We start from the raw sequence: 25,914 nt of genomic DNA on the forward strand, positions 1-25,914 counted from the left end.
CATGCTTTATCCGTTCTTCCAGTCAGTACTTCCATTAGTCTTGTTTAAAAGAAATCAGGATATCTTATCCAGATCATTCATTTCGGTCTGTTGCATAGAGATATGTTTAGTCAGTGCACTTACAATGAATGTTACTAGTATATTAATCAACAAAGCTATGACGCCTGTACTGATATCATTAATTACATGTGGGGTATCCGGCAGGAATGTAGCAACCTTCACATCTGCAATTGTCGCATATAAAACAATCAGGACGCCTGCCAATATTCCTGCCATTGCACCATACTTATTGATTATATTGGTTTTTGGCAAACTGCAAAACAAGGAAGGTGCCAGTTGTGTAATTAAACTGTATGACATGATATTCAAGATAGCCAAAGCCTCGCCGCCCGTTACCGTTACAATTAAGGCAATGATTGAGATACCAATAATAATGATCCTTGAGACAATCAATTGATGTGTTTCAGTTGCAGCAGGAACTAGAACTTTATAAAAGCTATTTGTCAGACCTACCGATGCAGCCATTAGCATGACAGAAGCCGGTACAAGGGCCGTCAATAAACCTGCAGCTCCGATAACCCCTATCACCCATGGATCGAATGTTTGAATCGCCAGCCTTAAAAGTGAGAGATCTCCATCAGCTCCTTGCAAACCCGGGATTTCCATGATGGCTGTAAACCCAATGAAAAAAACGAAAAGCAATAACAATGTGTATAACGGTAAAGCAATCGCATTTTTGCGCAGGGTCCTTTCCCCATTGGACGATAAAACGACCATAAATGTTTGTGGCAGCAAATAAAATCCTAGTGCATTCAGCAAAACGGTGGACACAAACCAGGACTGACTCAATCCCTGATCTGCCAAAACCAACATTTCCGGTTTAGCAGCCTGCACGGTCTCGAACATTGGCTGTATGCCTCCGAAATAATGAAATGGAATGTAAATCCCTAAAAAGATAACGACCACCAAAATCATGAAATCTTTCAGTATGGCTGTCCATGCTGAACCATGAATGCCTGAAATCATCACATAGGTAGTTACAACTACAGCACCGATGACACTTGCAGCAACTGGTGAAATTGCTCCGTAAGATGCTTCGGAAACAATGATACCTAATCCTTTGAGCTGTATGACTATGTACGGCACGAGGGCTAAGCTTCCCAATACTGCAACGATCATTCCCATTGTCCTGCTTTTATATTTAGCCGCAAAATACTCTGGCTGAGAGATAATGGAATGACGTTTTGAATATCTCCATATTTTTGGAACGAGCCAATATGATAGGACGTAGGCTAAGAAAATATAGGCGGGAACATAATAAGCAGCCGCACCCTTTGAGTAAGCCCACCCACTTCCGCCGAGGAATGTAAAAGTTGTATAAATTTCACCTGCAATCAACAGAAAAATGAAGAATGTACCGAAGCCCCTACCTCCTACGGCAAATTGCTCCATGTCCATATCCTTCCCTTTTCTTGCTTTTATCCCTAAATAAAGTGCTAGAACCAAGAAGATGGAAATGATGAGTAATGAGATATTCATTCAGAATCACTCCCTTTATTATCAGGATCGAACTTATAGACAATCATTAAGATAATCGATGCCATCACCATCCAAAATGCAACCCAAAATAACAAAAAAGGCATCCCCAATATGTACGGTTCTATTTTATTTGCATAGGGTAAAAAAACTAAAAACCCTATAAACGGAACAAAAAGCAATAGCTTAATAGCATCCAATTTATACCCTCCCCCATTTAGGTTTCTAACATGGATGCATCACCATCAGTCAAGCCGACTTTCAAACTGAACTGATGGTTTGATAGCATCCTTTTGTTAATGTCATTAGCTGCATTCAACCAACCATATATTCGTCTTAAGATGACTGGATGGCAAGGACCGTTTCCAGTATTACATTGACGCCTTTTTCACAATCTTCCCAACTAGTAAGTTCCTCTTCACAATGACTTTTACCGTTGATGCTTGGAACGAAAACCATGGCAGTAGGTATATAACTAGCTATGAACTGTGCATCATGTCCTGCACCGCTTACCATTCTTTTATAGGGTAGGCCTAGATAATTGGTCGATTGCTCAAGCAAATTGCAAATGGATTTGTCGAACCAAACGGTATCCCTGTCCCACAATTTTTTCGCTTGGATGTCGCAGCCGCCTTCTGAACCTGTAGTTATAAGGCCTTTAATGACTTCCTCCACCTTTTCGATGACTTTGGAATCCTTATGTCTCGCTTCTAGCGAAAAAACCACTTTATTAGGGATCACCGTATGGATATTGGGAAACACATTTACCCTTCCCATCGTAAAAACCAAATCGTCATCAAGCATGCCTAGCTTCTGACGAGCCTCCATAATCAAGCTATTCGCAGTGAAGAAAGCATCTTTTCTCATATTCATCGGAGTGGTTCCTGCATGATCGGATTCGCCTGTAACTTCTATCTCATAGCACACCATACCAAGGACACATTCAACGACACCAATCGTGAGTGATTCACGTTCAAGAATGGGCCCTTGTTCAATATGCAACTCTAGAAATGCAGTCGCTTCTTTTAAACGAGACTCTTTATCCCCTGCATATCCAATGGCATTCAAAGCACTCTTGAAAGTGGTTCCTTCACTATCCGTCTTTTGCAGCATGATGGATTTTTCGAATTTACCTGAAAGAACTCCCGACGCCATCATGGAAGGCTCGAATCTGGCTCCCTCTTCGTTCGTAAAATTGACGATCATTACCGGAATTTTAGGTTGGATATTATTTTCCACCAGAGTCCGCACGACTTCCAAGCCAGCAGCTACACCCAAGATACCATCAAACCGACCGCCCTTTTTTACGGTATCCATATGTGATCCCATTACAATAGGAGGTTTATTTTCAAGTCCCGCCAAAGTAGCGTAAATATTCCCCATATCATCAACCTTAATGGTCATACCCAATTCTTTACAACAAGCGCAAAAATAATCACGGACTAATCGATCTTCTTCGGAAAGGGATAGCCGTGTGACTCCGTTGTTTTCTGTTCGTCCAAAATCAGCAAATTTCTCTAGCGTACGACTCAGCCTCTCACCATTGATTAATAATTTTTGCTTTCTCATAGCGAATATCCCCCTTTTTTATTAACTTGCTAAATCCCACTTACGTTGATTAAGCCAAAAAAATGAAAGTGAAGGTCTTGTTTGTTTTAGAATAGTTACGCTAGATTATATTTCTACCAATGTTTCCCTATGATAAAGAATCTCCCCATTCAGAATCGTTGATTCAACTTTCAAATCCTTGATATTTTGGCAATCCACTTTCAATATACTATCATTCAATACTACTAGATCGGCCAGCTTACCTGCCTCCAGGCTGCCTTTGACATCTTCATCGAAACTCGCAAACGCGCCATTCCATGTGTATAGTTTAATGGCTTCCAAAACGCTAATAGATTGAACCGTACCTATTTTCGTACCTGACCTGCTTGTTCTATTAACAGCAACGTGTATGCCTAATAAAGGGTCGTGATCAGTAACGGGAGCATCGGAACCGCCTGCGGCCAAGATCCCATTATCAATAAAATCACGGGCGGCGTACATGTGGTTGACCCTACTGCCGTAATGTTCAATATATATATCACCGAATTCATAAGGAAATGGGGGGTTGGGGATTGGGATGATTCCAAGTTCTTTCATCCTTATTTGTAAATCTGGAGAAGATATTCCGGCATGCTCGATCCTATGTCTATGATCTTTTCTTGGCGATTCATTCAAAGCCTTTTCCACGCAATTTAAATACATCTCTATCGCTTTGTCCCCTTGGGCATGGACTGTGATCTGATAGCCTTTTTTATGTGCTTGACCTAATACTTGATAGATTTCCTCTTCTTTATAATAAAGAATTCCGGAATAACCTGGATCACTTGAATAGGGCTCACGGGTAGCAATCGTCGGACCGGTACTGCTGCCATCCGTAAACAATTTGGCTGGTCCGATTTTGAATCTTTCGTCCCCAGTTCCGGTTATGACTCCCGAATCCATCATTTTATTTACAAATTCATGAGAATTATTCAATGAACCGACCATCGCATAGATACGGACACGAATATCCTTATTTTTTATGGCCTGCTGCATTAAACGGAAACTTTCCGGACCATGAGCACCTGCTTCATGAATGCTTGTTATGCCTGCTGCGATGAAATGCTCAGATGCTATTTTCACTGCTTTCAACAGTTCACTCTCAGAATAACTTGCCCTGTCGGCCATTATCATATTTGCCGTTTCAATGAGTTTGCCTGTAATTCTTCCCTTCCTATCCTTTTCAATGATCCCTCCAGTTGGATTCTCTGATTTCTTGTCTATTTCGGCAATCTCTAACGCCCTGCTATTCACCACACTAATATGGCTGCATGTACGGGTTACGATAATGGGATGGTCCGTTGAAATAGCATCCAATTCTGCTATTGTAGGATAACGTTTTTCTTTCACAGCAGTCTCATTGAAGCCCCAGGCACGAATCCATTCACCTTTAGGGATCGTCAAAGCTTGCTTCTTCAGATCGAATAACAAATCTTCTACAGATTTGATATGTTCAGCTTTACAGCTTACTGCCAATTGATTGACACCGTACAATATAAGATGAATATGAGAATCTATAAATCCAGGCATTAATGACTTTCCCTGCAAATCAATCACATTTGTTTCATCACCGATAAATACCTTGATTTCCTGATTCGTTCCGACTGCCGAGATACGATTACCTTTAATAGCAAGGGCTTCTGCGACTTCATTTTTTTGATTTACGGTTATGATCTCGCCGTTTATGAATACTATATCTGCTTTCAAACAACACACCCCTTCCTTATTGGTCATACTCATTACCACTTCATCATCATTTACTGCCTTCCATTATCACTTATCGGAATATTCTGCTTTTAACAGATTCATTATATCCACACCAGTTAGTGAAATCATTAGACAAATAGTCAAAAATTTCATCGTTTTTTTATACCTTTTATATAATTATGTCTTATTTCCAATGGTTTGCTGGCCCAGCCCCCTTTTTATCACGCCTGAAGGATAAGGGGACTATAACCAATCAAAAAAAGGATAGATAGCTGCTGATATGCTTATCTATCCCTCCATTTTTCAATTTACAACCCATTCAATCTCCCGATAATGCCAATGGTCAAATACTGTTTGTTTGCATTAAAATCCCATGTCCAATATCGAAGGCTTAATTCGCTTTTATCCACTTTTTCAATAAACGTTTTTACCCCTATCAATGCTGCCCCATATCCCACGTTCGAGGCCAATGCAAAGATGGCATTCAGCCCTTCATTAATGGTATCCATATACTCAGGTTCGATTTTTAAGATATCAGACCATGTAATACAGAATCCATTTTGCTTGGCACATTTAGAAATAGAGTGATTCATTGTACGAACGATTTCATCCCTTAGATCTAAAATTCCATTCTTCAGCTCTTCTGCGTCTTTATTCTGATAGTGGTTTGCATGATCAGAAAGCAGTTCCTTGGCCCAATTATAAAATAGTTGGGTATAAATGGCGGAAGTTGCCACGATATCAAAATCATTATAATAATTAGCAAAAACCCTTTCAGAAAGCTGACCTAACCGATTCTCGGTATCCTTTAAATATTGAATAATTCCCTTTGCCGTTTCACCACGATTCAGCATGGAAGATAGGTGGTGATCAAAATCGACTTTATCGAGGCCTGTTACATCGATTGCAACAAGTTGAATTTTCTCCCGGGTCCGTTCAGGCAAATTCGCCGTACCCTTTTCCATACTTTCCATATCAATATCAAATAAATATATGGAGTTGCATTTAGTTGCCAGATATTCTAAATCCAAATCATCGCAATTGCCTGCACCAACGATAGCCACTTTATCAACGAACGCTTTTTTCGAAAATACGGCGTCGAATAACCCTGTAACTTGTAGACGATGCTGTTTCCACCGCAACTTTCTGTATTCATCCCGATTATGATTCATTTTTCTTTGATAGGTTTCCAAGTTGATCTCTCCCTTTAGGGTACTAAACATTTATATATTGTAACAAAGTATCCCGATATTTTGGAGGTCAGGTAATTTAGATTTCGCATAGTAAAATAAGCGGTAAAAATGTTAGAATAATATGGGAATTATTGAGAAGTAGCAGAGATAACAGAAGGGTGTTCCTTGAGCAAAACAAAAAAGATTTTATTGACTTTACTAGGTGTTTTTTTAATCATCTTGGCCGGTGTGATGATCCTTATGTTTTCATTCACACAAAGTATGAAAGCAGATCCTGATGAAGAAAAGAAAGTCCGGGATCAAGCTGAACGATATTTAGAGAGAACTTTTGATGAAGAAACCGAAATATATGATGTCTTATACGATAATATGGGAAACTGGGGCTATTTTGAATACGCAGCTAAAGTGAAACATGAAACAGGGGAAATGGAGGATACATTCCTATCTGATAAATGGCAAGATGATGCAGAAAAAGAAATCAGGCCTTATGTTGAAAAAGAACTGGGTGACGTGTTGATATCAAAGGAACTGGGAGATATTACAGAGAATGAAGATTGGGAGGAGATTCAAGAAGAAATAGGCGATTATAATCAATTACTCTTGATGTTTGATGAGGGTGTCGGGAAAGAATTGAAGATTGATCCGAATAAACCGGCCAGCTATAAAGATTACGATGTTTCCCCAACCATACGGATTACACTTTCACGTAAGAAACAGGACGCAGATGAAGACCGCTTTACCGCAGTTATCAATGCCCTAAAAAAAGATAGAGTTCTTAAACATGGAAATATGATTGTAGAATATATCAGTACCAATGGTGTGCCACTTGAAGATGAGGAATGGAGTGAAAAATTTTAACAGTAAGGTAATGAGCAGCAATCTAGCCTGCCGCTCTTTACCTTTTTTGTTTACGGAAAATACACCCTTCCATTTGACTTTTATCTCTGGCAAACTATCCAATTTTTTGGTCGGAAATATTTTTGATTCTTCTGATTGTCTTTTTTTTCATGCTATTTGCCGCTAGTACACAAACCATGCTGAAGATGAATAAACAAAGGAAGAAGATCCAGGCTGCACGATAGCTTTCTGTCAAATCATAGATTACACCCGAAACGATCACACCCAATGAGCCTGCCGCCACAAAAAAAACTTGCACTATGCCAAAGATGGAGCCGAAGTCCTTTTTTCCAAAGATATCATTTGTCATGAAGGGAGGCCCTAGAGTGGATATCACAATGCTAAAGCCAAAGGCGATGGCGAATAAGAATGCTAATGCCTGTGTCTTAGCTAACAATAGCGCTGCCATAGCAATCGTCATGCAAGCGCCTACATAAATGGCGCCGCCTGCCGTACCGTACTTATCCAAAACAGCTCCTAAAATCAATTTCCCAACCGTATTTGCCAAAGATAGTATTCCAAAAATGGTGCCAGCAAAGATGGCTGGATGCCCTATATCGATCAAGTATGCCGGGATATGCATTTGCACCCCGCCAGCGACTAATGCAAAACAAACGATTCCAAGAACGAAAATCCAAAACATTGCTGTCTTCTTTGCTTCCCCCATCGTTAAGCCATTCTGTTCAGATTCCACATTAGTTTCGGCCATTTCCATTTTGTCAGAGCCCAATGGAACAAGGCCCTTTTCTGCGGGACCTTTCTTTGCAAATAGAAGAACCAAGGGTAATGTTAAGACAATTATCAATATCCCTGCTATTACGTAGGCCGTTCTCCAACCATAATTTGAGATTAAATTTGTAATGATCGGACTGAGTACTGCTGCCCCAATTCCCGATCCCGCAAATGCCAAACCCATGGCCTTTCCTTTTTTCTCATAAAACCAATTGGTTAACATGATTGATATGGGAATATTGGAAAAGCCTGCAACACAGATGCCAATTACAAAGCCTATGATACTAAAATATACAGCTGAGTTGGCAAGCGAGTATGACATGAATCCTGCTCCGGCCATTACTACGCAAATTGACATGATCAATTTCATATTCCCTTTAGCGAGTAATTTACCCATGATCGGAGAAGCAACAGCCACTCCAAGGCCCGCAATGGAAAGTGCAATGGAAAAAGTGGTTCTGCTTATTCCTAAATCCTCTGTAACCGGGACCATGAACAAACTGTGCAGGGAATTAATTATCGAGAAACCGGCGAACATTATGAAAAAGCCACACAACACAACATACCATCCATAAAAAATGCCTTTAGAATCTTGTGCCATTTACAGAACCCCCAGTCCACTATTTACAGCGAATTCCCTGCTAATCTCATAAGAACTCATCCTATTTCCATATAAACGGTTTTTTCACGGGTATATTCAAGAATGGTATCCGTTCCAAATCCACTGCTTTTTTGGCCTCCGAATGGGAGTTCAGGTCCCACCCTGCGAAACAAGTTCACCCACACATTACCCGATTCCAGTTTGCGGACCATCCGGTGTGCCCGATCCAAATTCGAGGTCCATACTCCAGCTCCTAAACCAAAATCACTGTCATTAGCTATGGTGACGGCTTCCTCTTCCGTATCAAAGGGGATAACGGTCGCTACCGGACCGAAGATTTCTTCTTGACAGATACGGAGAGAATTACTATTAACCTTGATCAGTGTTGGCTCAACCCAATAGCCATCAGCTAATTTGGGTTCATCTGGTAATAGGCTAACACCACCATGACGGCCACCGATGATGATTTCCCCTCCTTCCTTTTGGCCTAATTCTATATATGAGAGGACTTTTTCATATTGAGCAGAGTTAGCGATCGGTCCCATTGAAGTGGCTGGATTCATTGGATCACCCATTTTAATTTGCTGTTCTATCACTTCTTTCATCCTAATGATCATTTCATCGAATATGGACCTTTGAATTAGAATCCTCGATCCGCCTACACATAGTTGGCCTGCGTTGCCGCTAAATATCCCATAGTTTGTCACCCCTTGTGCTGCTTTTTCAAGGTTTGCATCCGCAAAGACTATGTTTGGTGATTTCCCGCCAAGCTCCAAAATCATGGGCTTAGGGTTTCGTGCGGTCGATTGTGCTATCGCCCTTGCCGTTCCTCCAGAACCGGTCAGACTGATTTTGTTCACATCTGGATGGCTTACTAGAGTATCCCCCACTTCCGCTCCAGTTCCTGATACGACATTCAGTATTCCTGGCGGGAGGATTTCATTAATCAGGTCTCCATATCGTAGTGAAGCGATAGAAGCCAATTCAGATGGTTTGATAATGACAGCATTTCCTGCTGCAATAGCATAAGCCGCTTTAATGGTAAAAGTGAAAAGCGGTGAGTTCCATGGAAGGATTCCTACTACTACCCCTAAAGGTTCCCTCAATGAATAACCTACACTTGAAGGTCCCAATTGGACAGTATCTCCCTTACTTCCAATAGCTGTAGCACCTGCTGCATCATACCAAAGGCTTGCTAAGCTGGGAATGAGGCCGTGGCTCGTTTCCCTGATAACCCAACCATTGTCTCTTGATTCCAACTCAGCTAGCTCTTTACCATGCTTTACGACTAAGTCACCTATTTTCCTCAGGTAAGCTGCCCGGTCCATAGCTGGCCTCGAAGACCAATCGGCAAAAGCACTTCGGGCTGCTTCTACCGCGGCTTCGGCATCCTGGTCCATACTGCAAGGTATGGTTGCCCAAACCCTACCTGTTGACGGATCGTAGCTCTCAATCCGCTTCCCCGAAGAAGCTGGAACCAGATCGCCATTAATCATATTCTGGTACTCTTTCACTTTATATGAAATTTCCAACGTTCATCTCCACCCTTCGGATTAGTAAAACATGAGTGTAACCCTTTCTACTTTTCTACCAACCTAATGCCGCAGCGGCCTGTTTGTAATATTGTTCAGTACTTCCTAAATAATTCTCATAGAACCTTGCACGCTTAACAAAAAGGTGACAATCAATTTCTTCTGTAAACCCAATTCCACCATGAATCTGAATATTGTCTGACGAAATTCGTACGAATGCTTTCGTGGCAAATATTCGTGCGCAGGAAATGGCTTGAACACGATCTTCTGCCCCGCTTTCCAAAGCCCAGTTAGCATAATAAGCTAAAGATCTAGCTGTTTCGAGATCCATTTTCATATCGACGATTCTATGTTTAATCGCTTGGAATCTTCCTATGGGCTGACCAAACTGTTCACGAATCTTCGCATACTCTGCTGCCATTTCTACCACTTTCTCCATACACCCTACAATTACTGCGGAGAGAGCTGCATTGAAAGAGAGTAATCCTTCTTGGAGGGTATCCCATCCTTGATGCATTGATCCCAGTACCTGACCTATGGGAATTTCAACATCATTGAAAGCCAATGCTGCCAAATGCCGGGTTTCATCAATGTTTTTCTGGCTTTCAAGCGTCAAATTCGTTTCATTTCGATCGACGATAAGTAATGTAATCCCTTCATTTCGGTTACCTTTGCCTGTGCGGACTAACACTATATAATGATCAGCCAACTCAGCATCGGGAACCATTGTTTTCACTCCACTTAATATCAACTGACCGTTTAGGGATCTTGCCTCCAAGTTAATACCAGAAGGACCGTAACTTCCACCTGGTTCTAACCAAGCTAGCGAGAATGTTTTTGTACCAGCCGAAATTTCTGCTAAATACCTACCTTTTTGTTCTTCCGTACCGAATTTCTCTAATAATGGCACAGCTAGTGCATTCGTTTCTAAGTATAAACCTGGGAATAAAGAACGGCCGGTTTCTTCAAGTACAGGTATTAAATCAAGGGGACCTAAGCCCATTCCCCCGTAATCTTCCGATATATTAATGCTTGTACATCCTAATTCGGCAAGCCCCGATAATAAGGCCCTTAGAGATCCAGTTTCACCCTCTATGTATGCACGGGCCGTTTTTGTTTGCCCAGCACCATCTAAATATTTCCGGATATATCCGCGAAACATTTCTTGTTCTTGATTTAAAGAAAAATCCACCTTTATTCCCCCCGTTTCATCTTAACGTCCCATATCTTTTGGTAAACCTAGAATTCTTTCCCCAATAGTGTTCTTTTGAATTTCGCTCGTTCCACCTCCAATTGTTTGTCCAAAAGAATAAAGATAATTATCCTGCCAATATGAGTTGGAGGAGATTGCATCTTCTTTCCACAGAACGCCCTTATGTCCTTGTAATGAAATAGACTGGGACAACAGCTCCTTAGTAAGTTCACTTACCATCAATTTATCCATTGAACCTTCTGCACCAGGATGACCGTTTTTTAATGTTTTAGTTAGATTACGATAATAGTTCAAAAGTGAACCCCGGGAGCGAGTATATAAATCTACCATTGTATGACGAACAAGCGGATTGCCCAACAATGGCTTATCATCTTCTTTCATTTCTTTAGCTAATGCTATAAGTTCATTAAATTGTTGCTCTAATGTAAAAACTTGGGCTCCGATTCCCGTTCTTTCATGCATAAGCAATGCAATCGTAACTTTCCAGCCTTCATCTACCTCCCCAACTATTTCAGCATCGTATGCAATCGCATCATTCAGATAGACTTCATTAAAATCATGCTGACCATCCATTTGAATGATGGGCCTTGTTTCCACCCCCGGCTGATTCATATCCAATAGGAAAACCGTTATCCCTTTATGCTTCTTATCAAAACGATTCGTCCGAGCCAGTAAAAAGCATCGATCAGCTAAGTGGCCAAAGCTTGTCCAAACCTTCTGACCATTAATGATCCACCGATCTCCGTCCTTTACGGCACTTGTTTGAATGGCGGATAAATCAGATCCAGCATTCGGTTCGGAATATCCTTGACACCATACTTCCTCTCCTGTGAGAATTTTTTGGATATATTTTGCTTTTTGTTCGTCCGTTCCAATTTGCATTAGAGTGGGTCCCACCATATGGATGCCTACATAATTCACAAGCGCCGGAGCCTTTACTCTAACCATTTCCTGTTGATAAACTATTTCCTCCATCAACGTCGCTTCTCGTCCGCCGTATTTTTTGGGCCAGGCAATTGCTGCCCAGCCACCTTCATATAATTTCCTTTGCCAATTCCTGAGGAAAACGGCATACTCACCTTCATCTTTTGAAACTTTACTGGTTCCTTCAAGCCAACCTTCAGGTAAATTTCCTTCAAGCCACGTTCTCAATTCAAGACGGAATTCTTCTTCCTTGGTTGTAAACGAAAAATCCATAGATACTTTCCTCCTTTAATGCTTGCAAATTACACTTCTATGACTGAATCCATTGCGGCAGTGACCGTTCATCCGTAATTTCCTTCCAAACCATCTTTACTGGCATACCCATTTCAATCTCTTCTGGTGAACAATGCAAAATATTTCCGATTAACTTGACCTGGGGCAACATATCTAATTCGACTATGGCTATTACGAGCGGTAAATCATCCTGGAATCCAGGTAAAAAGGGCCGATAGGAAACGATATATGAATAGACTTTACCGTTAATATCGCAGCCTTGGCTTTCCCAGCTAAGTTCAGAACTGCCGCATTTTGCACAGCTCGGACCGGGAGGGTGGGAATATTGATGACAGCAATTACATTTTTGAAGAATCAGTTCATGACGATCTGCGCCATCCCAATATGGACTATTATCCTGTGTTTTTAGCGGAATAGGTTTTTGGTATTCCATTTTGTTCCCTCCTAATTTCTTAAAATCATGGCACCGGCCATATCAGGTCCAGCCCAGCCAGTACAGATTCCGATTTCACAATTTTCCACTTGCCGATCGGTTCCTTTGTATTCGTGGCGAACTTGACGAACGATTTCCAATACGTTATTCATCCCATGTGTATACCCTTCCGATAACATTCCTCCTGCTGTATTCGAAGGTAATTTCCCACCGATCCGCAAGTTTCCTTCGGCTACAAAGTCACCGACCTCTCCGCGCGGAGCAAATCCATAAGCCTCCAACTGTCGAAGTACAACCCAGCTATAACAGTCATATATGGATGCAACGTCAATATCTTCAGGTTTTACTCCAGCCATTTTATATAATTCAGGCGCGACATAGTCAGCAGCCACTTCAGTTAAATCATTCCAATAATGCGCATGGGACACACACTGCCTAGCAGATAAACCCATGATGTATACCGGTCTGGACTTGCATCCTTCAGCACGTTCTGCTGAAGTGACAATGATTGCATTTGCTTCATCGGATTCCAGGCAGAAATCATGTTTTTTAAATGGATAGCTTAAATAGGGTGTTTTAAGATATTCCTCCATCGTTAGTGGTTTACCATAAAAGTATGCTTTAGGATTCCTTTGAGCATGTTCGTAAAAAGCTAAACAGACATGCCCTAGATGTTCCTCTGTCAGCCCGGTTTCATGCATATGTCGCGTCGCAAAAAGTCCGAACCACTGAGCCGGACTGCCAGCGCCGTAAGGAATGATGAAGCTTCCGCCTTCTATGGCTGTTTGAAGCATATTCACATCCCATCCGCCTCCGCCCATCCTTACACCAGAGCGTCCATTCATGGAACGATAAATCAACACCGTATTCAATTGACCTGATTCGATTAATCCAACAGCGTCAGCTATCAGCATTTCGGTACTGCTTCCCCCGCCCAAAATATCCTTAACATATTTGGGACGGACCCCTAAATATGTTGCTAATTGATGAGATGTACAAGAATCGTTTTCCGAATAGCTCATGAACCCATCAATATCTTTCGCTTGAAGCCCAGCATCATTCAATGCAGCTCGAGCAGCGTCCAACGCCAAATGTAACGGGGTTGTACCGGAATTTTTAGAACGCTCACTTTCCCCTACACCGACAATGGCATAGCGATTTTTAATGCTTTCCATAATAAACCCTCCTACTATTTGATAACTTGTTACCTTTATTGAATCTGTAAAACGACTTCACCTGAACCCACAATTTGCTCTGGTTCCTTTTCAGCAATAAGGTCCAGCCTTACAAAGCGTTGACTTTTTTCTTCATATAAGCTTTTCACAAAAGCAGAGCATGTGAGTCGATCTCCTGGTACGGTTACAGCACCAAATCTCATTTTAAAGTTTGCCGGTACAGCATGATCACCAGCCAGTTTCATTACATATTCACCAAGAAACCCCATTACCAGCATTCCATGAGCAATCACACCATTCATGCCAATTTCTTGTGCAAATGCATCATCTGTATGCAATGGATTGAAATCTCCTGAAGCACCGGCATATTTAACAAGTTGAACTTTGGTTACAGGTGGCTTGATAAAAGATTCAAGTCTTTGCCCTTCATGTAAATCTTCATATTTCAACATCCCTGATTCCTCCTGTATGCAGTTTGCTAGAATTTGATATTGCTACTTTAATGCCATGAACTATGAGCATGTTTTTTCAAACAGGAGCATGATCACTCTTGATGGGCCGATAAATGATATTTGTTCGGCTTATGACCACCATTTCACCTGACTCATCTTTCATTTCTGTATCAAGTACCAAGAACTGCATCGTTCCTTTTCTTCCTTCCCGTTCGTATACATTTGCAACTTTCATCTGACAGTGCAACCTATCCCCTGGTCTAATGGGGCGGGAATAAATAAACTCCTGTTCACCATGCAGCATTCTCCTTTGTTCCAGGCCCAAGTCAAGGCTTTCGCCGCTATCCTGACCAATGGCAATCGGGAAGGTTGGCGGTGCTATAATGCCGCCATATGAAGTTTTCGAAGCAAATTCTTCATCCACATATAAGGGATTAAAATCACCAATCGCCTCAGCAAATTGACGGATATGCCTCTTTTCGACTTCAAATATAAATTCAGCTCCCGTTAAACCATTCAAATGATCGAGTTCCATTGCTCTCTACCCCCTAATAACGGTTTTATCATTCACATTATTTTTTACAACAATCATGGCATCAGCGGCTTTGATTCCGTTTTCATATACCAGCAAAGGATTAATATCCAATTCGTCGATGAAATCTTTATAATCTGTAACTAGAGCGGAAACCTTTAATAACACATCAATGATGGCTTCGATATCAACTGGTGCTTTCCCGCGTGCTCCCGTTAAAATGTCCTTCCCCTTGATTTCTTCAATCATTTCAAGTGCATCTTGTCTTGACAGCGGAGCAATTCTAAACGAAATATCTTTGTAAACCTCAACAAATATTCCCCCTAGACCAAACATGATAACCGGTCCAAATACGGGATCATCACTTGCACCAATAATGATTTCCACCCCATCAGGTAACATTTCCTGAACGGAAATGCCGTTTATTGTAGCCTCAGGTTTAAAATTTAGTGCATTGCGCTTAATATCCGTGAAAGCTTTCCTGACCTCAAGATCAGTCCTTACATTCAATCGAATCGCATCCGCTTCCGTCTTATGTGGGATATCCGGCGAATCGACCTTTAACACAACCGGATAACCGATACTGTTAGCGAATTGGACTGCATCGTTTTCATTTTCAGCTATAAAACGCTTCGTGGCAGCAATCCTGTATCGTTCCAAAACCAGACTGGCTTCTGATTCACTTAATGTAGCACCGGGCTTCAGCATGTCCTTTAAGCTTTGTTTCTCTATTTTCTTTGTACTATCAGAAACTTGAGATTCAAGATTTTTTCGATAAAATTCACTGTATTCAACTAGTTTCGCCAACCCTCTTATCGGATTAAGGTTTCCCGGAATGACAGGTATGCCATTTTTCACGAGCTCAGCGGTAGCAGGCGGGAGTGTCATGCCATCTAATGGAAAAGTTGTAATGAATACAAATTTCTCTGAGCATCTGCAAATTTCAATAAACTCTTGAAGCAAAGGGTGCTCGGCAGTCCAATTAAAAGGAAATTCCGTAAAAATGATGTTATCGACATCCGGATCTTCTACAAGTGCCCGCAATGGCGCAAGGAATAACTCAGGATTGGAAACAGAGGCGGCCGCTGTTAAATCCACAGGGTTGGAAGCGCTTGCATATGCAGGTATATTACGTTTGATTTCTGTTGTTGTCTTTAAGCTGAGTGGGTTGATGGTAAGTCCGTATGATTCACAGCGATCCGCTTCATTTATCCCCCTCCCGCCAGAACTAGTGATGATAACCGTATTGCGACCATTTGGAAGCTTCTTTGATAGGAATAGCTTTGAAAAAGATATGATATCTTCATAATCGTCGGCCCTTACGATGCCAGCTTGTTTAAAAAAGGCATCATATACTTTATCCGATCCCGCAAGTGATCCTGTATGAGAAGCAGCAGCTCTGCTTCCGGCCAAACTCCTCCCGGTTTTCATCACAATTATGGGTTTATTTCTATCCATTGCCTCTTTTGCCAGGCTTCGTAATTTATCCGGGTTTTTAGCACCTTCCAAGTAGCCGCTTATCACACTTGTTTTTGAATCATGGATCATATATTCAATTACATCGGAGAATTCAGTTTCCATTTCATTTCCTACACTCACGAAGTAATTGAAGCTCAATCCATTCTGAGCTGCTGCCATATAGGTCAAAACACCAAATGCACCGCTTTGGGAGACATATCCTACCCCTCTTTGGTCATTTAAGGGCACTGATTGAATGGCAGGAGAAAAAGTGCCAATCAAACCATTCGACAAATTCACTAATCCAACACAGTTGGGGCCCACTATCCGTATTCCATTCTTTCTTGCAATATCTGTTAGCATTTCCTGTTGCTTAATGCCTTCTTTTCCTGTTTCCGAAAAACCAGCAGCAAAAATGATGGCTGCTTTCACTTTCTTTTGAGCACATTCTTCTAAACCCTGCTGCACTTGATCCGCCCCAAGGCAAAAAATGGCTAAATCAACTTCATACGGAACATCGGACAAAGATTCATAGCACTTTATCCCTTCAATCTCTTTTGCTTTGCGATTGATCGGGTAAATCTCTCCCTTAAAATGACCCTCCAAAAGAGCTTTGACCTGTAAATTCCCGATTTTGTATTCACTCTTGGAGGCACCCAGGATTGCGATGGATCTTGGATTGAATAACGGCTCAAGAGTTTCATGGGAGTTGTTTAAATGTTGATTTTCTATCATGAATCTTCCCTCCTACATTAAAAAGATATCTTTGAACTAATCTTACATGGAGGGCGTTAATATCCTGAAAAATCATAGTTTGTTAAATTCATTTAAAACATTAGGCAGTTAATTATTTTTAAAAGACGAAAATTCTCATATGCTGCAGGGTCAAAAGAATAGAATAAAAAATATGTGTTCTGGATGACCCCGACTTCTTACATTGGTAGCCCCGACATTGGAACAAGATAAACGCCAATGCTTTTTATGTATATGGCAACACAAACAACCCTCTTCCTAATAAAGGAATAGGGTTAATTTGTTCATGATCAATTAATATGTTCCTGTTTTTCCAGCCATTTCTTCATTTTCGTTTGAATTTTAGAGGATGGAATTTTCATCCCTCTCTCAATGTTACTGACATATGGGGCTGATATCTCCAGTTCTTCTGCTAATTGATATAAGGAGAGGTTGAGTTTTTTTCTTGTGATTCTTATTTGCTCGCCAATATGATCGCTGCTCTTCAGGTTAGCCGGGTCTTGCTTTGCAAGACGATTGCCAGTGTGAGATTTTTGTTTTTTTTCTATGGAGCGATATTGCTCCTTTATGATATCAGGCGGTTCTATTAATATCATCGAATTCAGCCAAATACTGGCCCATCCTTTATAATCGGCTATGGATTCATCCCACTTTTCATAATGCCATGATGCAATTACGCCATCATCTAGTAGAACATCCAAAGCTTTCTCGAAACGTTCCCTAGTACGGGATGGAGTTCGGTCATTTAATTTTTCACCGATCGATTCCAATAGGGTACTGGTTTTATTCGGCTGTAAAAAGTCTCCTTTTCTTGCTTGGGTCCTCCAACGCCAGCTTAAATATCTTGTAAGCCGTTTTTCCCGAAGTTGCCTATATGGATTATATTGAAGTGCTTTTATTGAAAGTAAGGCAACTTGCCTTGCAGAACCATTAAGATATTTGGCGAAAACCTTATCGATCGTGAACGTTATCTTCTTCCTGCATGCTTCTTCTGATATATCATATTCCACGCCATTACGATCTTTAAAGATAAACGTCCTCCCTTGGAGCTTTGTCTGAACAGGCTTACCTTTTTCATAGATGGTAGCTTTGTTAATGTTAATCCATATGCTTTGTATATTTGTAAGCGATTTCAAAATTTGAGCACGCTGTTTGGCCTCGTAACCACCCCGACGCCCGAACCCACCAAGTTTTGGCTTTAATCCTCGAATTGAAAGGAGGTCATTTAAATAAATTTCCACTGTTTCCTCATTATGAGCAGCCTTTGACAGGAAAAGGCTGCAAAGAGCATCAAAAACATCTACATCCACATCAGATAAAGAGTGGACTCGGTTCCAAGCTTCTTTCACATTCGTCTGCCCATAGGTTATATGATCGTTTCCAAAAGGGATTATTTGTATGAAACCTTCTGTATTCCCCTTTAATATTGGTGTTGCAGGCCAAGGAATGTTTCCAATGATTTCGAAATTTTTTTTATAAATTGCATCTCTAACCGACTGATATGGAGCACTATTCATAACAAGCAAATGATCTTGGACAGTAAAGTTGAAAGCAAAATCCCTCATTGTGGATAATAATAAATCTGAAGTTTGAAAATCCCTCTTAAAACATAGCAGGTTTTCTATCTTTTCGATCGTATTGTTTTCGATATTAAATTGAATCATGATTTTATCGATCCACTCTTTAATATATTCATTAACGATATCTGTTACTCTCGATAAAAATCCAGTGTTTTCAGTAAAATGTTTTGTGAGATGATCGTAAAATAACTTATTTAATGCTTGATCATCAAGTCTTTCCATTTCATTAACGCCTATTGATAAGGCTATTTCTTCAAGGACCCATTGTTTTACTAGTAGTCTAAACCAGCTGTAAAATTCCTCCCAAACCGATCTCTCAGCCAAAAAAGTTTCATTTTTTAATTTTTTTTCCATTTGGTAAATTGAATCTTCCATTAACTGTTTATCTTTTAAAACAGCATGATTTTTTGTAGAAACCCTTTCATATTCACTTAATAGATAGAATACGACATGTTGGGCAATATGTGACAATGTTTCGTTTCTCGCCGTTAACCTCAGCTTGGCAAATAGCTCTTCATTCTCTTTATATGCTTGTTCCCAAATAACAAAACTTTTATTGTTTAATCCATCTTTAAAGGTTAGAAACCCCTTCGAATTTTTTAATTTGTGTGTTTTGAATTTATTATTGAAATCATGATATTGATTGTTTTGCTCATATATGCAAAGAACCAAAAAATTATTAATTTTGCTTGACCAGCGGTTCGATATATACTTAAGGCTCTCATTCTTTTGATTCGGTTCCATTTTTCCACTCTGTCTATCATTGCAATTCAACATGAATACCTCCTAGTAACTGCGTCTAAATACAAAGTACTCAGTGTGTTAGATGAAAAAAAATCATGATTTTTTCTAAATGCAACTAAATTTTTTTAGTTTTTTTTTAGTTTTTTATATATATTCCATATAAAAATGAAAAATCCTTCCATGCATTATAGGTGTAACTGCCCCATTTCCTGAATAAATGTATCTAGTAAAATATAATCAATATCTTCTGAATCATCCTTAGCGAAGGAAACTGGTTGGTAGCGCTATCACTTCCATTCCTGGGATAAAAATCTCAACAATTGCAGTTTTTACAAGGATTCATCCATTGCACTTAATACCCCATAGGGTAATATATTATGTTCATAAATAATCAGTAATAGGAATTTTAACCCAAGACTTTCACCCTTTTCTCAATCGTATAAATATTCAAAAAAATGTCGAGTTGAGTCATCACTCCTTTTACCCTTATACTAGGGAAGAAAAATCGAAGGAGGAATTACACATGAAGAAGGAAATTTCAATTATTGGTGTGCCAATGGATCTTGGTCAAACTAGAAGAGGAGTAGATATGGGGCCTAGTGCCATTAGATATGCAGGGTTGAGTGAAAGACTTGAAAACATTGGCTATACTGTCCGTGATGAAGGTGATATTAAAGTAGAAATACAGGAAAGAGCACAAAGTGATAGCGACACAAATTTAAAGAATCTGCAGGACGTAGCAGAAGGAAATGAAAAATTGAGTCAAAAAGTGGATGAAGTCATCCAAGCAAATCGTTTTCCTTTAGTTTTAGGAGGAGATCACAGCATTGCTATCGGGACATTAGCCGGTTTAGCGAAGCATACTGAAAACTTAGGGGTAATATGGTATGATGCACATGGAGATTTAAATACTGCCGAAACATCCCCATCAGGAAATATACATGGTATGTCCTTAGCAGTAAGTTTGGGCCTTGGCCACCCTGCACTGACTAAAATTGGCGGATATTCTCCAAAAGTCAAACCAGAGAATATTGTCATCATTGGTGCCCGTTCTTTAGACCAAGGTGAAAAAGAGTTAATCAGGGAAAAAGGAATTAAAGTCTATACTATGCATGAGATTGATAGAATGGGTATGACAAAAGTGATGGAAGAATCGATTGCCTACCTGAAAGAACGTACGGACCTTGTCCATTTATCACTTGATCTTGATGGTCTTGATCCAGATGATGCACCAGGGGTCGGAACGCCTGTAATGGGAGGTATTAGTTACCGCGAAAGCCATCTTGCCATGGAAATGCTAGCTGAAGCTAATATCATTACATCAGCAGAGTTTGTTGAGATAAACCCAATATTGGACGAGCATAATAAAACGGCTGAAGTTGCTGTCGCATTAATGGGCTCATTGCTTGGGGAAAAATTACTATATGGAGCGGAAGATCATATCACTCCTGATTTATTGGCTCATGTTAAATAATCGGACACTATGTTTTTTTGATAGAAATATAGAGAGTTCGTTAAAGTGAAGCTCCATAGGGAAAAGCCCATACTTCTTTTATGTGCTTCTTCCCATTGGCGGATGATCGACATGAATCAATTTACATCCCTAGTTTCCTGACGCTTGGCTTCTCTTTCTTTATTAAGCGGCGCTTTCGAAATTAATTCTGCATAGGTACCTATGTTCATTGATTCATGCTTCTTTAATGCAGAAGTAATCTCTTTTCGGAGGGAATTCGACATCATCTAAGAATCAGAATCAAAGCTATTAGACTTGTGAAAACACAAATTCCCTTATAACGTCCCAACATAAATGAAACCGTTTGCACCCATCAGGTAAAGGAGTTTTTCAATGAAAACAGCAGAAAATCAACCAAATGAATTAAAACGGAGCATGAAAGCAAGACATTTATTTATGATTTCAATAGGGGGATGTATTGGTACGGGCTTTTTCATCGGTTCAGGCTATACCATTCATGAAGCAGGTGCCTTCGGTGCTATCCTCTCTTACATAGTCGGCGGCTTCATCATGTATTTAACGATGCTTTGCCTAGGTGAACTATCCGTTGCCATGCCTGTTTCCGGTTCGTTTCAGACATATGCGACTAAGTTCATCGGTCCTGGAACCGGATTTGCCATCGGATGGCTATACTGGTTAGGTTGGGCCGTTACAGTTGCCTTAGAGTTTTTGGCAGCAGGACAGCTAATGCAAAGATGGTTTCCTGAATCACCCGTATGGATGTGGTGTGCAATCTTTGCTTTTCTCATCTTTTCACTAAACGCCTTATCAGCAAAGGCATTTGGCGAATCGGAGTTTGTTTTTTCTAGCATAAAAGTATTGGCCATCATTCTTTTCATCATCGTTGGCGGTGCTGCTATGTTTGGTATGATTGATATGAAAGGTGGACAAGAAGCTCCATTTTTCTCCAACTTTTTCGCTGAGGGTCTTTTCCCCAATGGGATATCGGCCCTGCTAATCACAATGATTACAGTGAACTTTTCCTTCCAGGGCACTGAATTAATCGGAATAGCCGCTGGAGAAAGTGAAAACCCGGAAAAGGTCATACCAAAATCCATCAAACAAACCGTTTGGAGAACCCTTTTCTTCTTTGTTCTTTCTGTCACTGTACTTTCGGCGATGATCCCAAGGGAAAAAGCCGGTATCTCAGAAAGTCCATTCGTTGTTGTACTTGATAGTATCGGAGTTCCGTATGCAGCTGACATCATGAACTTCATCATTCTTACAGCACTATTGTCAGTGGCGAACTCCGGTCTTTATGCTGCGACACGTATGCTCTACTCGCTTTCAAGGGAAGGTATGGCCAGTCCGAAGCTCGGTTTGGTGAATAAGAGAGGGATTCCGCTCAATGCCCTGCTCATCACCCTGGCGATTGCCGGTTTGTCTTTACTTTCAAGTGTAGTAGCTGCAGACACAATATTTGTCTTTCTTCTCTCCCTTGCAGGGTTAGGTGCACAAATTGGCTGGATTGCCATATCGGCTAGTCTTCTTGCTTTTAGAAGATCCTATACCCGCCAAGGCGGAAAGATAGAAGATCTGAAATTTAAAGTTCCGCTATACCCATTCATCCCCATACTTGCATTAATAACAAACTGCATCGTCATGATCAGTTTAGCATTTGTTCCTGAGCAGCGGATGGCCCTTTATTGCGGGGGAGCATTCTTCCTTGGATGTTATGCGGTTTATCACTTTAGAGTGAAGAAAATCAAGAAAATAGAAACTCCCAAGCAGGAAGTTGAATTAAATGCCGGTAAAAAAATGGTCATTTGATCCAGAATCCCGCGGAGTAGAGTAAGTGGTGAAAAGCGATCTTTACAATCCATTAAGATTGCTTTTCAAAGAAGAAATACCCTGGATGTTTTCACACCCAGGGTATTTCTTTTATTTAATCACCATTTCCTGCAATAGCTAGCCAATGGTAAACCGCTGTAAGAATTCTTCCTTTTCCCTTCCAGCTTTTTAGTTCCTCAAACTATACCCTGTAATATTACGCATATAATAGGAAGTTAAATTTCCAGCTCCATTCAGGCAATAAAAACAAATATCAAAACAAAAAAATCATCTTAATCGATGATTTTATATTGTGCAAATTCCTTTAATCTAGGCAGTATTGGCTCTAAAATTTCCTTGGCTATGTAATCGGTATCCAATCCAATGAAGCGTTCACTTTCCATGTCGACCGATCTCGCATTTTCCGGGTCATCACAAAAAATAAACGATATGATTCCGTTATCTTCCTTCATATCTACATATTTAAATGTAATGTCATGTTTCGTAAGACAACTTTCAAACGCAATGCACAATTCATCTATATTTGATTGACTAATAGATGTGAATTTCATATTGATCATCCCCTCTGCTAAAGGATAGCAAAATAAAGCATGAATTTCAAAGCGAAATTCATGTCCCATTCTTATATTCATGATTCATCTTATACTTTTGAAAAGGAAAATGCATAAAAACTTGCCCTTGTTTGGAATATCACCCGTATGAAGCCTTTTGAAGAAGATTGTATGTGTAAGGATTTCCCCATTAGAACTGAATGTAACCAATCGATTTCATTCAATTTCCCACCTTTACCCTGATTTAATTTTTTATCTTTCAACAGCGATTAATAAGGATTGCCCCAGGCATAACCGCATTTTGTATCGCCGGGATATACAGTTCCTCATGAATATTCCATGGCATGTCTCATATCTTTATACAAACACCTTGTTAGGAGTGGACCAACATGAAGTCTTTTTATAAAGGAACGCTCATTTTGATTGTCGCAGCGTTTTTTGGTGAATGTATCGAATTTTTAGTGAACATGCTCCTAGCCAGGGAATTACACGAAGAGGGCATGGGGCTTTATATGTCCATATTGCCAATTTTCTTTTTGATATATGTGATCGCCAGCCTTGAATTACATATTTCCATTTCAAAATTCGTTGCGGAAAATAAACAGGCAATGCATTATAATCTTATCATTCATGCACTTAAAATGGCTGCAGTCGTCGTATTGGTAATGTGTGTAGTCATGCCTTTCATACTTTCCTTCTCATCCATAATGGATAAATACCATCCCTATATTAAATGGCTGCTCATCACATTGATCCCAATAGTTGCCTTTTCGTCGATTGCAAGAGGCTATTTCATGGGTGTCCAGCAAATGGGGAAGATTGCCTTTTCCAACTTTTTAAAGGATATCATTCAATTCGGCTTGCTTTTCCTCATCTTTAACTTATTTCATTTTAACCAGGAAAAGTCATTGTTGATGGCCTTTTTTGTTTTGATTGGCAGTGAGTTCCTCGTTTTTCTATACTTGATCAACCTTTTGATTCTTCAAATGCGAATCATGAGGCGCGGTACAAACTCACGGACAACCGGTAAACATGCCCGGCAAAAGTTATTGGCGGTTTCGCTGCCCACCATGGGGTTAAGGATCTTTCATGCAATAACAAATGCGATCCAACCTTTTTTGATCCACACTGCCCTTCTCTCGGCAGGATTCGGTGCGGTAGTGGCTACAGAGCATTTTGGGATGCTCACTGGAGTAGCGATGACGATCGGCTTCTTCCCAGCCTTTATCGCACATTCCTTAATGATCATGCTCATTCCGAATGTTTCGAATGCTTACAAGAGGCAGGATAAAGAAAAATTGAGGGTTTTATTGCAAAAGTCGATGTCTTTCACCGTACTGTATGGAGTTCCGGCTGTGATCTTCATATATTTCTTTGCGGAACCTTTGACCTCCCTCTTTTTTTCTTCAACATCTGCTGCATACTATTTAAAATTATTATGTCCTTATTTCCTTTTTCATTTTTTTGTAATTCCCATGCAAGCCTATCTCATCGGCCTTGGTTTAGTGAAGGATGCTTTCATCCATACCGTATGGTCCCATATTGTTGCCTTTTTAATGATGTATATCCTAGGGTCTCAGGCTTCTCTTAATATGGGAGGAATCATTTTAGGAATGAATACAGGTGCTGTATTATTAACTTTCATGCACTACTTGACCATTTGCAAAAAAATCGGCATAAGCATCTTACTGACGAAATCAAGATCGATATCAATAAAGTGAGGCAAAAACCAAAGCAATATCTCTTGCTGTTATTGGTATATAAAGATTTAGATTAAAAAAATTGAGCCTTTCCCTGTACATATCACCTTCGTTACTGTATATTTCAACATACTTGGGTAATAATCAAGGAAAATGGTTTAAACTAACCATACAATAGTAATGGAGTGATTTCATGAGTAAAGCTAAGGCTAAAAGCGGAACGGGTAAAGGTACGGGCACAGGAACGGGCAAGAAGGGCTGGAATCGTTGGAAAACAAGTGCCAATAAGAAAAAAAGCGCCAAACCATATGTAAGTAAAGGCGTCAAACATTCCAATGACTCAAAAGCATCCGGTCATCCTGCAGGTGACAAAACAGAAAGATAATTGCTTGTCCTAAACGCTTACAAATTTAATGTTTGTTCCATATTCTCATACAGGGTGTTAAGTGATCTGTATGAGAGAAATGGGTCTTATATATATAAACCACGGGCGATATCCATATCACGCCTATTATACATATCATCAAAAAAGACACTCCAATTCCCGGTAGTGTCTTTCACTTTTTTAATATTTTCTTTTTATCTAAATTGGCTTTTGGGTTTGATAGCATTGATTTTTTTCGGGGGAAAATCTGTACGGAAGCCGTTAGTGGCTTTTTTAACAGAGTCTGTAACTGAATGTATCGCTTCACCAACATCCTGTGCAGAATCCAATAATGGTTCAACCGTTTTCATTTTAGTTTTTACATCGTCGGTGATTTCATATGCAGCTTGCAATAGTTGTTTCGATTCGCCGGATAGATCGTGGATGGCATTTCTCACTTCAGCCAAGGTTTGATTGGCTTCTCCTATCGTGACCATTCCCTTTTGAAGGGTACTGATTAAAAATACGACCAACCAAATGAAGGCTAAGGCGATCGCAGCCACACTATATTCAATAATCAAGATAAAGCTCCCCCTCTAAATTAAATGATAGAAACTATTGCTTCTAATATGTTAGTGGATCCCGGGGTGCC

General features: G+C 40.2%; 22 protein-coding genes. 5 read left to right on the forward strand and 17 right to left on the reverse strand.

Translation table 11 applies throughout. The features are described from left to right. Nucleotides 1-54: 54 nt before the first annotated feature. From V3595_RS06005 to V3595_RS06025, 5 genes are all read right to left on the reverse strand, one after another. Nucleotides 55-1,539, reverse strand: a complete 1,485-nt coding sequence (locus V3595_RS06005; protein WP_485905939.1) for a sodium:solute symporter family protein — start codon at nt 1,537-1,539, stop codon at nt 55-57. After that, nucleotides 1,536-1,736 (reverse strand): DUF3311 domain-containing protein, encoded by a 201-nt coding sequence (locus V3595_RS06010; RefSeq protein ID WP_137016757.1) that lies wholly within the window; start codon nt 1,734-1,736, stop codon nt 1,536-1,538. Before V3595_RS06010 ends, V3595_RS06005 begins: the two co-directional genes overlap by 4 nt. Nucleotides 1,737-1,872: 136 nt before the next feature. Continuing rightward, the gene (locus V3595_RS06015) at nt 1,873-3,105 is read right to left on the reverse strand and encodes an allantoate amidohydrolase (protein ID WP_485905941.1); all 1,233 of its coding nucleotides are present in this window, start codon (nt 3,103-3,105) and stop codon (nt 1,873-1,875) included. Between the two features lie 105 nt (nt 3,106-3,210). After that, nucleotides 3,211-4,830: an amidohydrolase gene (locus V3595_RS06020; protein ID WP_485905943.1), complete on the reverse strand. Its 1,620-nt coding sequence runs from the start codon at nt 4,828-4,830 to the stop codon at nt 3,211-3,213. A 308-nt stretch (nt 4,831-5,138) separates the two neighbouring features. Continuing rightward, nucleotides 5,139-6,002 carry a hypothetical protein gene (locus tag V3595_RS06025; RefSeq protein WP_485905945.1) on the reverse strand — a complete coding sequence of 288 codons (864 nt, stop codon included), beginning with the start codon at nt 6,000-6,002 and terminating at the stop codon, nt 5,139-5,141. Between the two features lie 186 nt (nt 6,003-6,188). Here V3595_RS06025 and V3595_RS06030 point away from each other — a divergent pair, with 186 nt between their 5' ends. Continuing rightward, entirely contained in the window at nt 6,189-6,881 is a 693-nt protein-coding gene (locus V3595_RS06030) for a hypothetical protein (RefSeq protein ID WP_485905947.1), read from the forward strand. A gap of 94 nt (nt 6,882-6,975) precedes the next feature. Here V3595_RS06030 and V3595_RS06035 read toward each other — a convergent pair whose 3' ends face one another. The 10 genes from V3595_RS06035 to V3595_RS06080 all read right to left on the reverse strand — a co-directional run bounded on the left by V3595_RS06035 (nt 6,976) and on the right by V3595_RS06080 (nt 19,373). Continuing rightward, nucleotides 6,976-8,253, reverse strand: coding sequence for an MFS transporter (locus V3595_RS06035; RefSeq protein WP_485905949.1), 1,278 nt, complete (start codon nt 8,251-8,253; stop codon nt 6,976-6,978). 56 nt (nt 8,254-8,309) lie between these two features. Then, nucleotides 8,310-9,785, reverse strand: coding sequence for an aldehyde dehydrogenase family protein (locus V3595_RS06040; RefSeq protein ID WP_485905951.1), 1,476 nt, complete (start codon nt 9,783-9,785; stop codon nt 8,310-8,312). Nucleotides 9,786-9,840: 55 nt separating this feature from the next. Next, on the reverse strand, nt 9,841-10,977 hold the full coding sequence (locus V3595_RS06045; protein WP_485905953.1) for an acyl-CoA dehydrogenase family protein: 1,137 nt from the start codon (nt 10,975-10,977) through the stop codon (nt 9,841-9,843). Nucleotides 10,978-10,998: 21 nt separating this feature from the next. Then, nucleotides 10,999-12,195 (reverse strand): acyl-CoA dehydrogenase family protein, encoded by a 1,197-nt coding sequence (locus tag V3595_RS06050; RefSeq protein ID WP_485905954.1) that lies wholly within the window; start codon nt 12,193-12,195, stop codon nt 10,999-11,001. 37 nt (nt 12,196-12,232) lie between these two features. Further along, nucleotides 12,233-12,649, reverse strand: coding sequence for a Zn-ribbon domain-containing OB-fold protein (locus tag V3595_RS06055; RefSeq protein ID WP_485905956.1), 417 nt, complete (start codon nt 12,647-12,649; stop codon nt 12,233-12,235). Nucleotides 12,650-12,660: 11 nt separating this feature from the next. Continuing rightward, the gene (locus V3595_RS06060; protein ID WP_485905957.1) at nt 12,661-13,824 is read right to left on the reverse strand and encodes a thiolase C-terminal domain-containing protein; all 1,164 of its coding nucleotides are present in this window, start codon (nt 13,822-13,824) and stop codon (nt 12,661-12,663) included. A gap of 35 nt (nt 13,825-13,859) precedes the next feature. Then, complete coding sequence (locus V3595_RS06065) at nt 13,860-14,276, reverse strand: MaoC/PaaZ C-terminal domain-containing protein (RefSeq protein WP_485905959.1); 417 nt, start codon at nt 14,274-14,276, stop codon at nt 13,860-13,862. Between the two features lie 76 nt (nt 14,277-14,352). Then, nucleotides 14,353-14,811, reverse strand: coding sequence for a MaoC family dehydratase N-terminal domain-containing protein (locus V3595_RS06070; RefSeq protein WP_485905961.1), 459 nt, complete (start codon nt 14,809-14,811; stop codon nt 14,353-14,355). A 6-nt stretch (nt 14,812-14,817) separates the two neighbouring features. Next, nucleotides 14,818-17,001 carry an acetate--CoA ligase family protein gene (locus tag V3595_RS06075; RefSeq protein WP_485905963.1) on the reverse strand — a complete coding sequence of 728 codons (2,184 nt, stop codon included), beginning with the start codon at nt 16,999-17,001 and terminating at the stop codon, nt 14,818-14,820. A 308-nt stretch (nt 17,002-17,309) separates the two neighbouring features. Next, nucleotides 17,310-19,373: a helix-turn-helix domain-containing protein gene (locus V3595_RS06080; protein ID WP_485905964.1), complete on the reverse strand. Its 2,064-nt coding sequence runs from the start codon at nt 19,371-19,373 to the stop codon at nt 17,310-17,312. Between the two features lie 493 nt (nt 19,374-19,866). On the opposite strand from V3595_RS06080, the gene rocF reads away from it, so the two are divergent. Further along, nucleotides 19,867-20,817, forward strand: a complete 951-nt coding sequence (gene rocF / locus V3595_RS06085; RefSeq protein WP_137016739.1) for an arginase — start codon at nt 19,867-19,869, stop codon at nt 20,815-20,817. A 372-nt stretch (nt 20,818-21,189) separates the two neighbouring features. Continuing rightward, nucleotides 21,190-22,626: an amino acid permease gene (locus V3595_RS06090; protein ID WP_350302624.1), complete on the forward strand. Its 1,437-nt coding sequence runs from the start codon at nt 21,190-21,192 to the stop codon at nt 22,624-22,626. Nucleotides 22,627-22,919: 293 nt separating this feature from the next. Here V3595_RS06090 and V3595_RS06095 read toward each other — a convergent pair whose 3' ends face one another. Next, nucleotides 22,920-23,198, reverse strand: a complete 279-nt coding sequence (locus tag V3595_RS06095) for a hypothetical protein (protein WP_402902360.1) — start codon at nt 23,196-23,198, stop codon at nt 22,920-22,922. A gap of 389 nt (nt 23,199-23,587) precedes the next feature. On the opposite strand from V3595_RS06095, the gene V3595_RS06100 reads away from it, so the two are divergent. Together V3595_RS06100 and V3595_RS06105 are read left to right on the forward strand one after the other, a co-directional pair. Continuing rightward, nucleotides 23,588-24,919: an oligosaccharide flippase family protein gene (locus tag V3595_RS06100; protein WP_053534965.1), complete on the forward strand. Its 1,332-nt coding sequence runs from the start codon at nt 23,588-23,590 to the stop codon at nt 24,917-24,919. A 172-nt stretch (nt 24,920-25,091) separates the two neighbouring features. After that, complete coding sequence (locus V3595_RS06105; protein ID WP_485905967.1) at nt 25,092-25,283, forward strand: DUF3934 family protein; 192 nt, start codon at nt 25,092-25,094, stop codon at nt 25,281-25,283. Between the two features lie 194 nt (nt 25,284-25,477). Here V3595_RS06105 and V3595_RS06110 read toward each other — a convergent pair whose 3' ends face one another. Continuing rightward, complete coding sequence (locus V3595_RS06110; RefSeq protein WP_485905969.1) at nt 25,478-25,843, reverse strand: DUF948 domain-containing protein; 366 nt, start codon at nt 25,841-25,843, stop codon at nt 25,478-25,480. Nucleotides 25,844-25,914 lie beyond the last annotated feature (71 nt).

The sequence above is a fragment of the Bacillus sp. CFBP9009 genome (assembly GCF_036541465.1).
Classification (GTDB): Bacteria; Bacillota; Bacilli; order Bacillales; family DSM-1321; genus Peribacillus.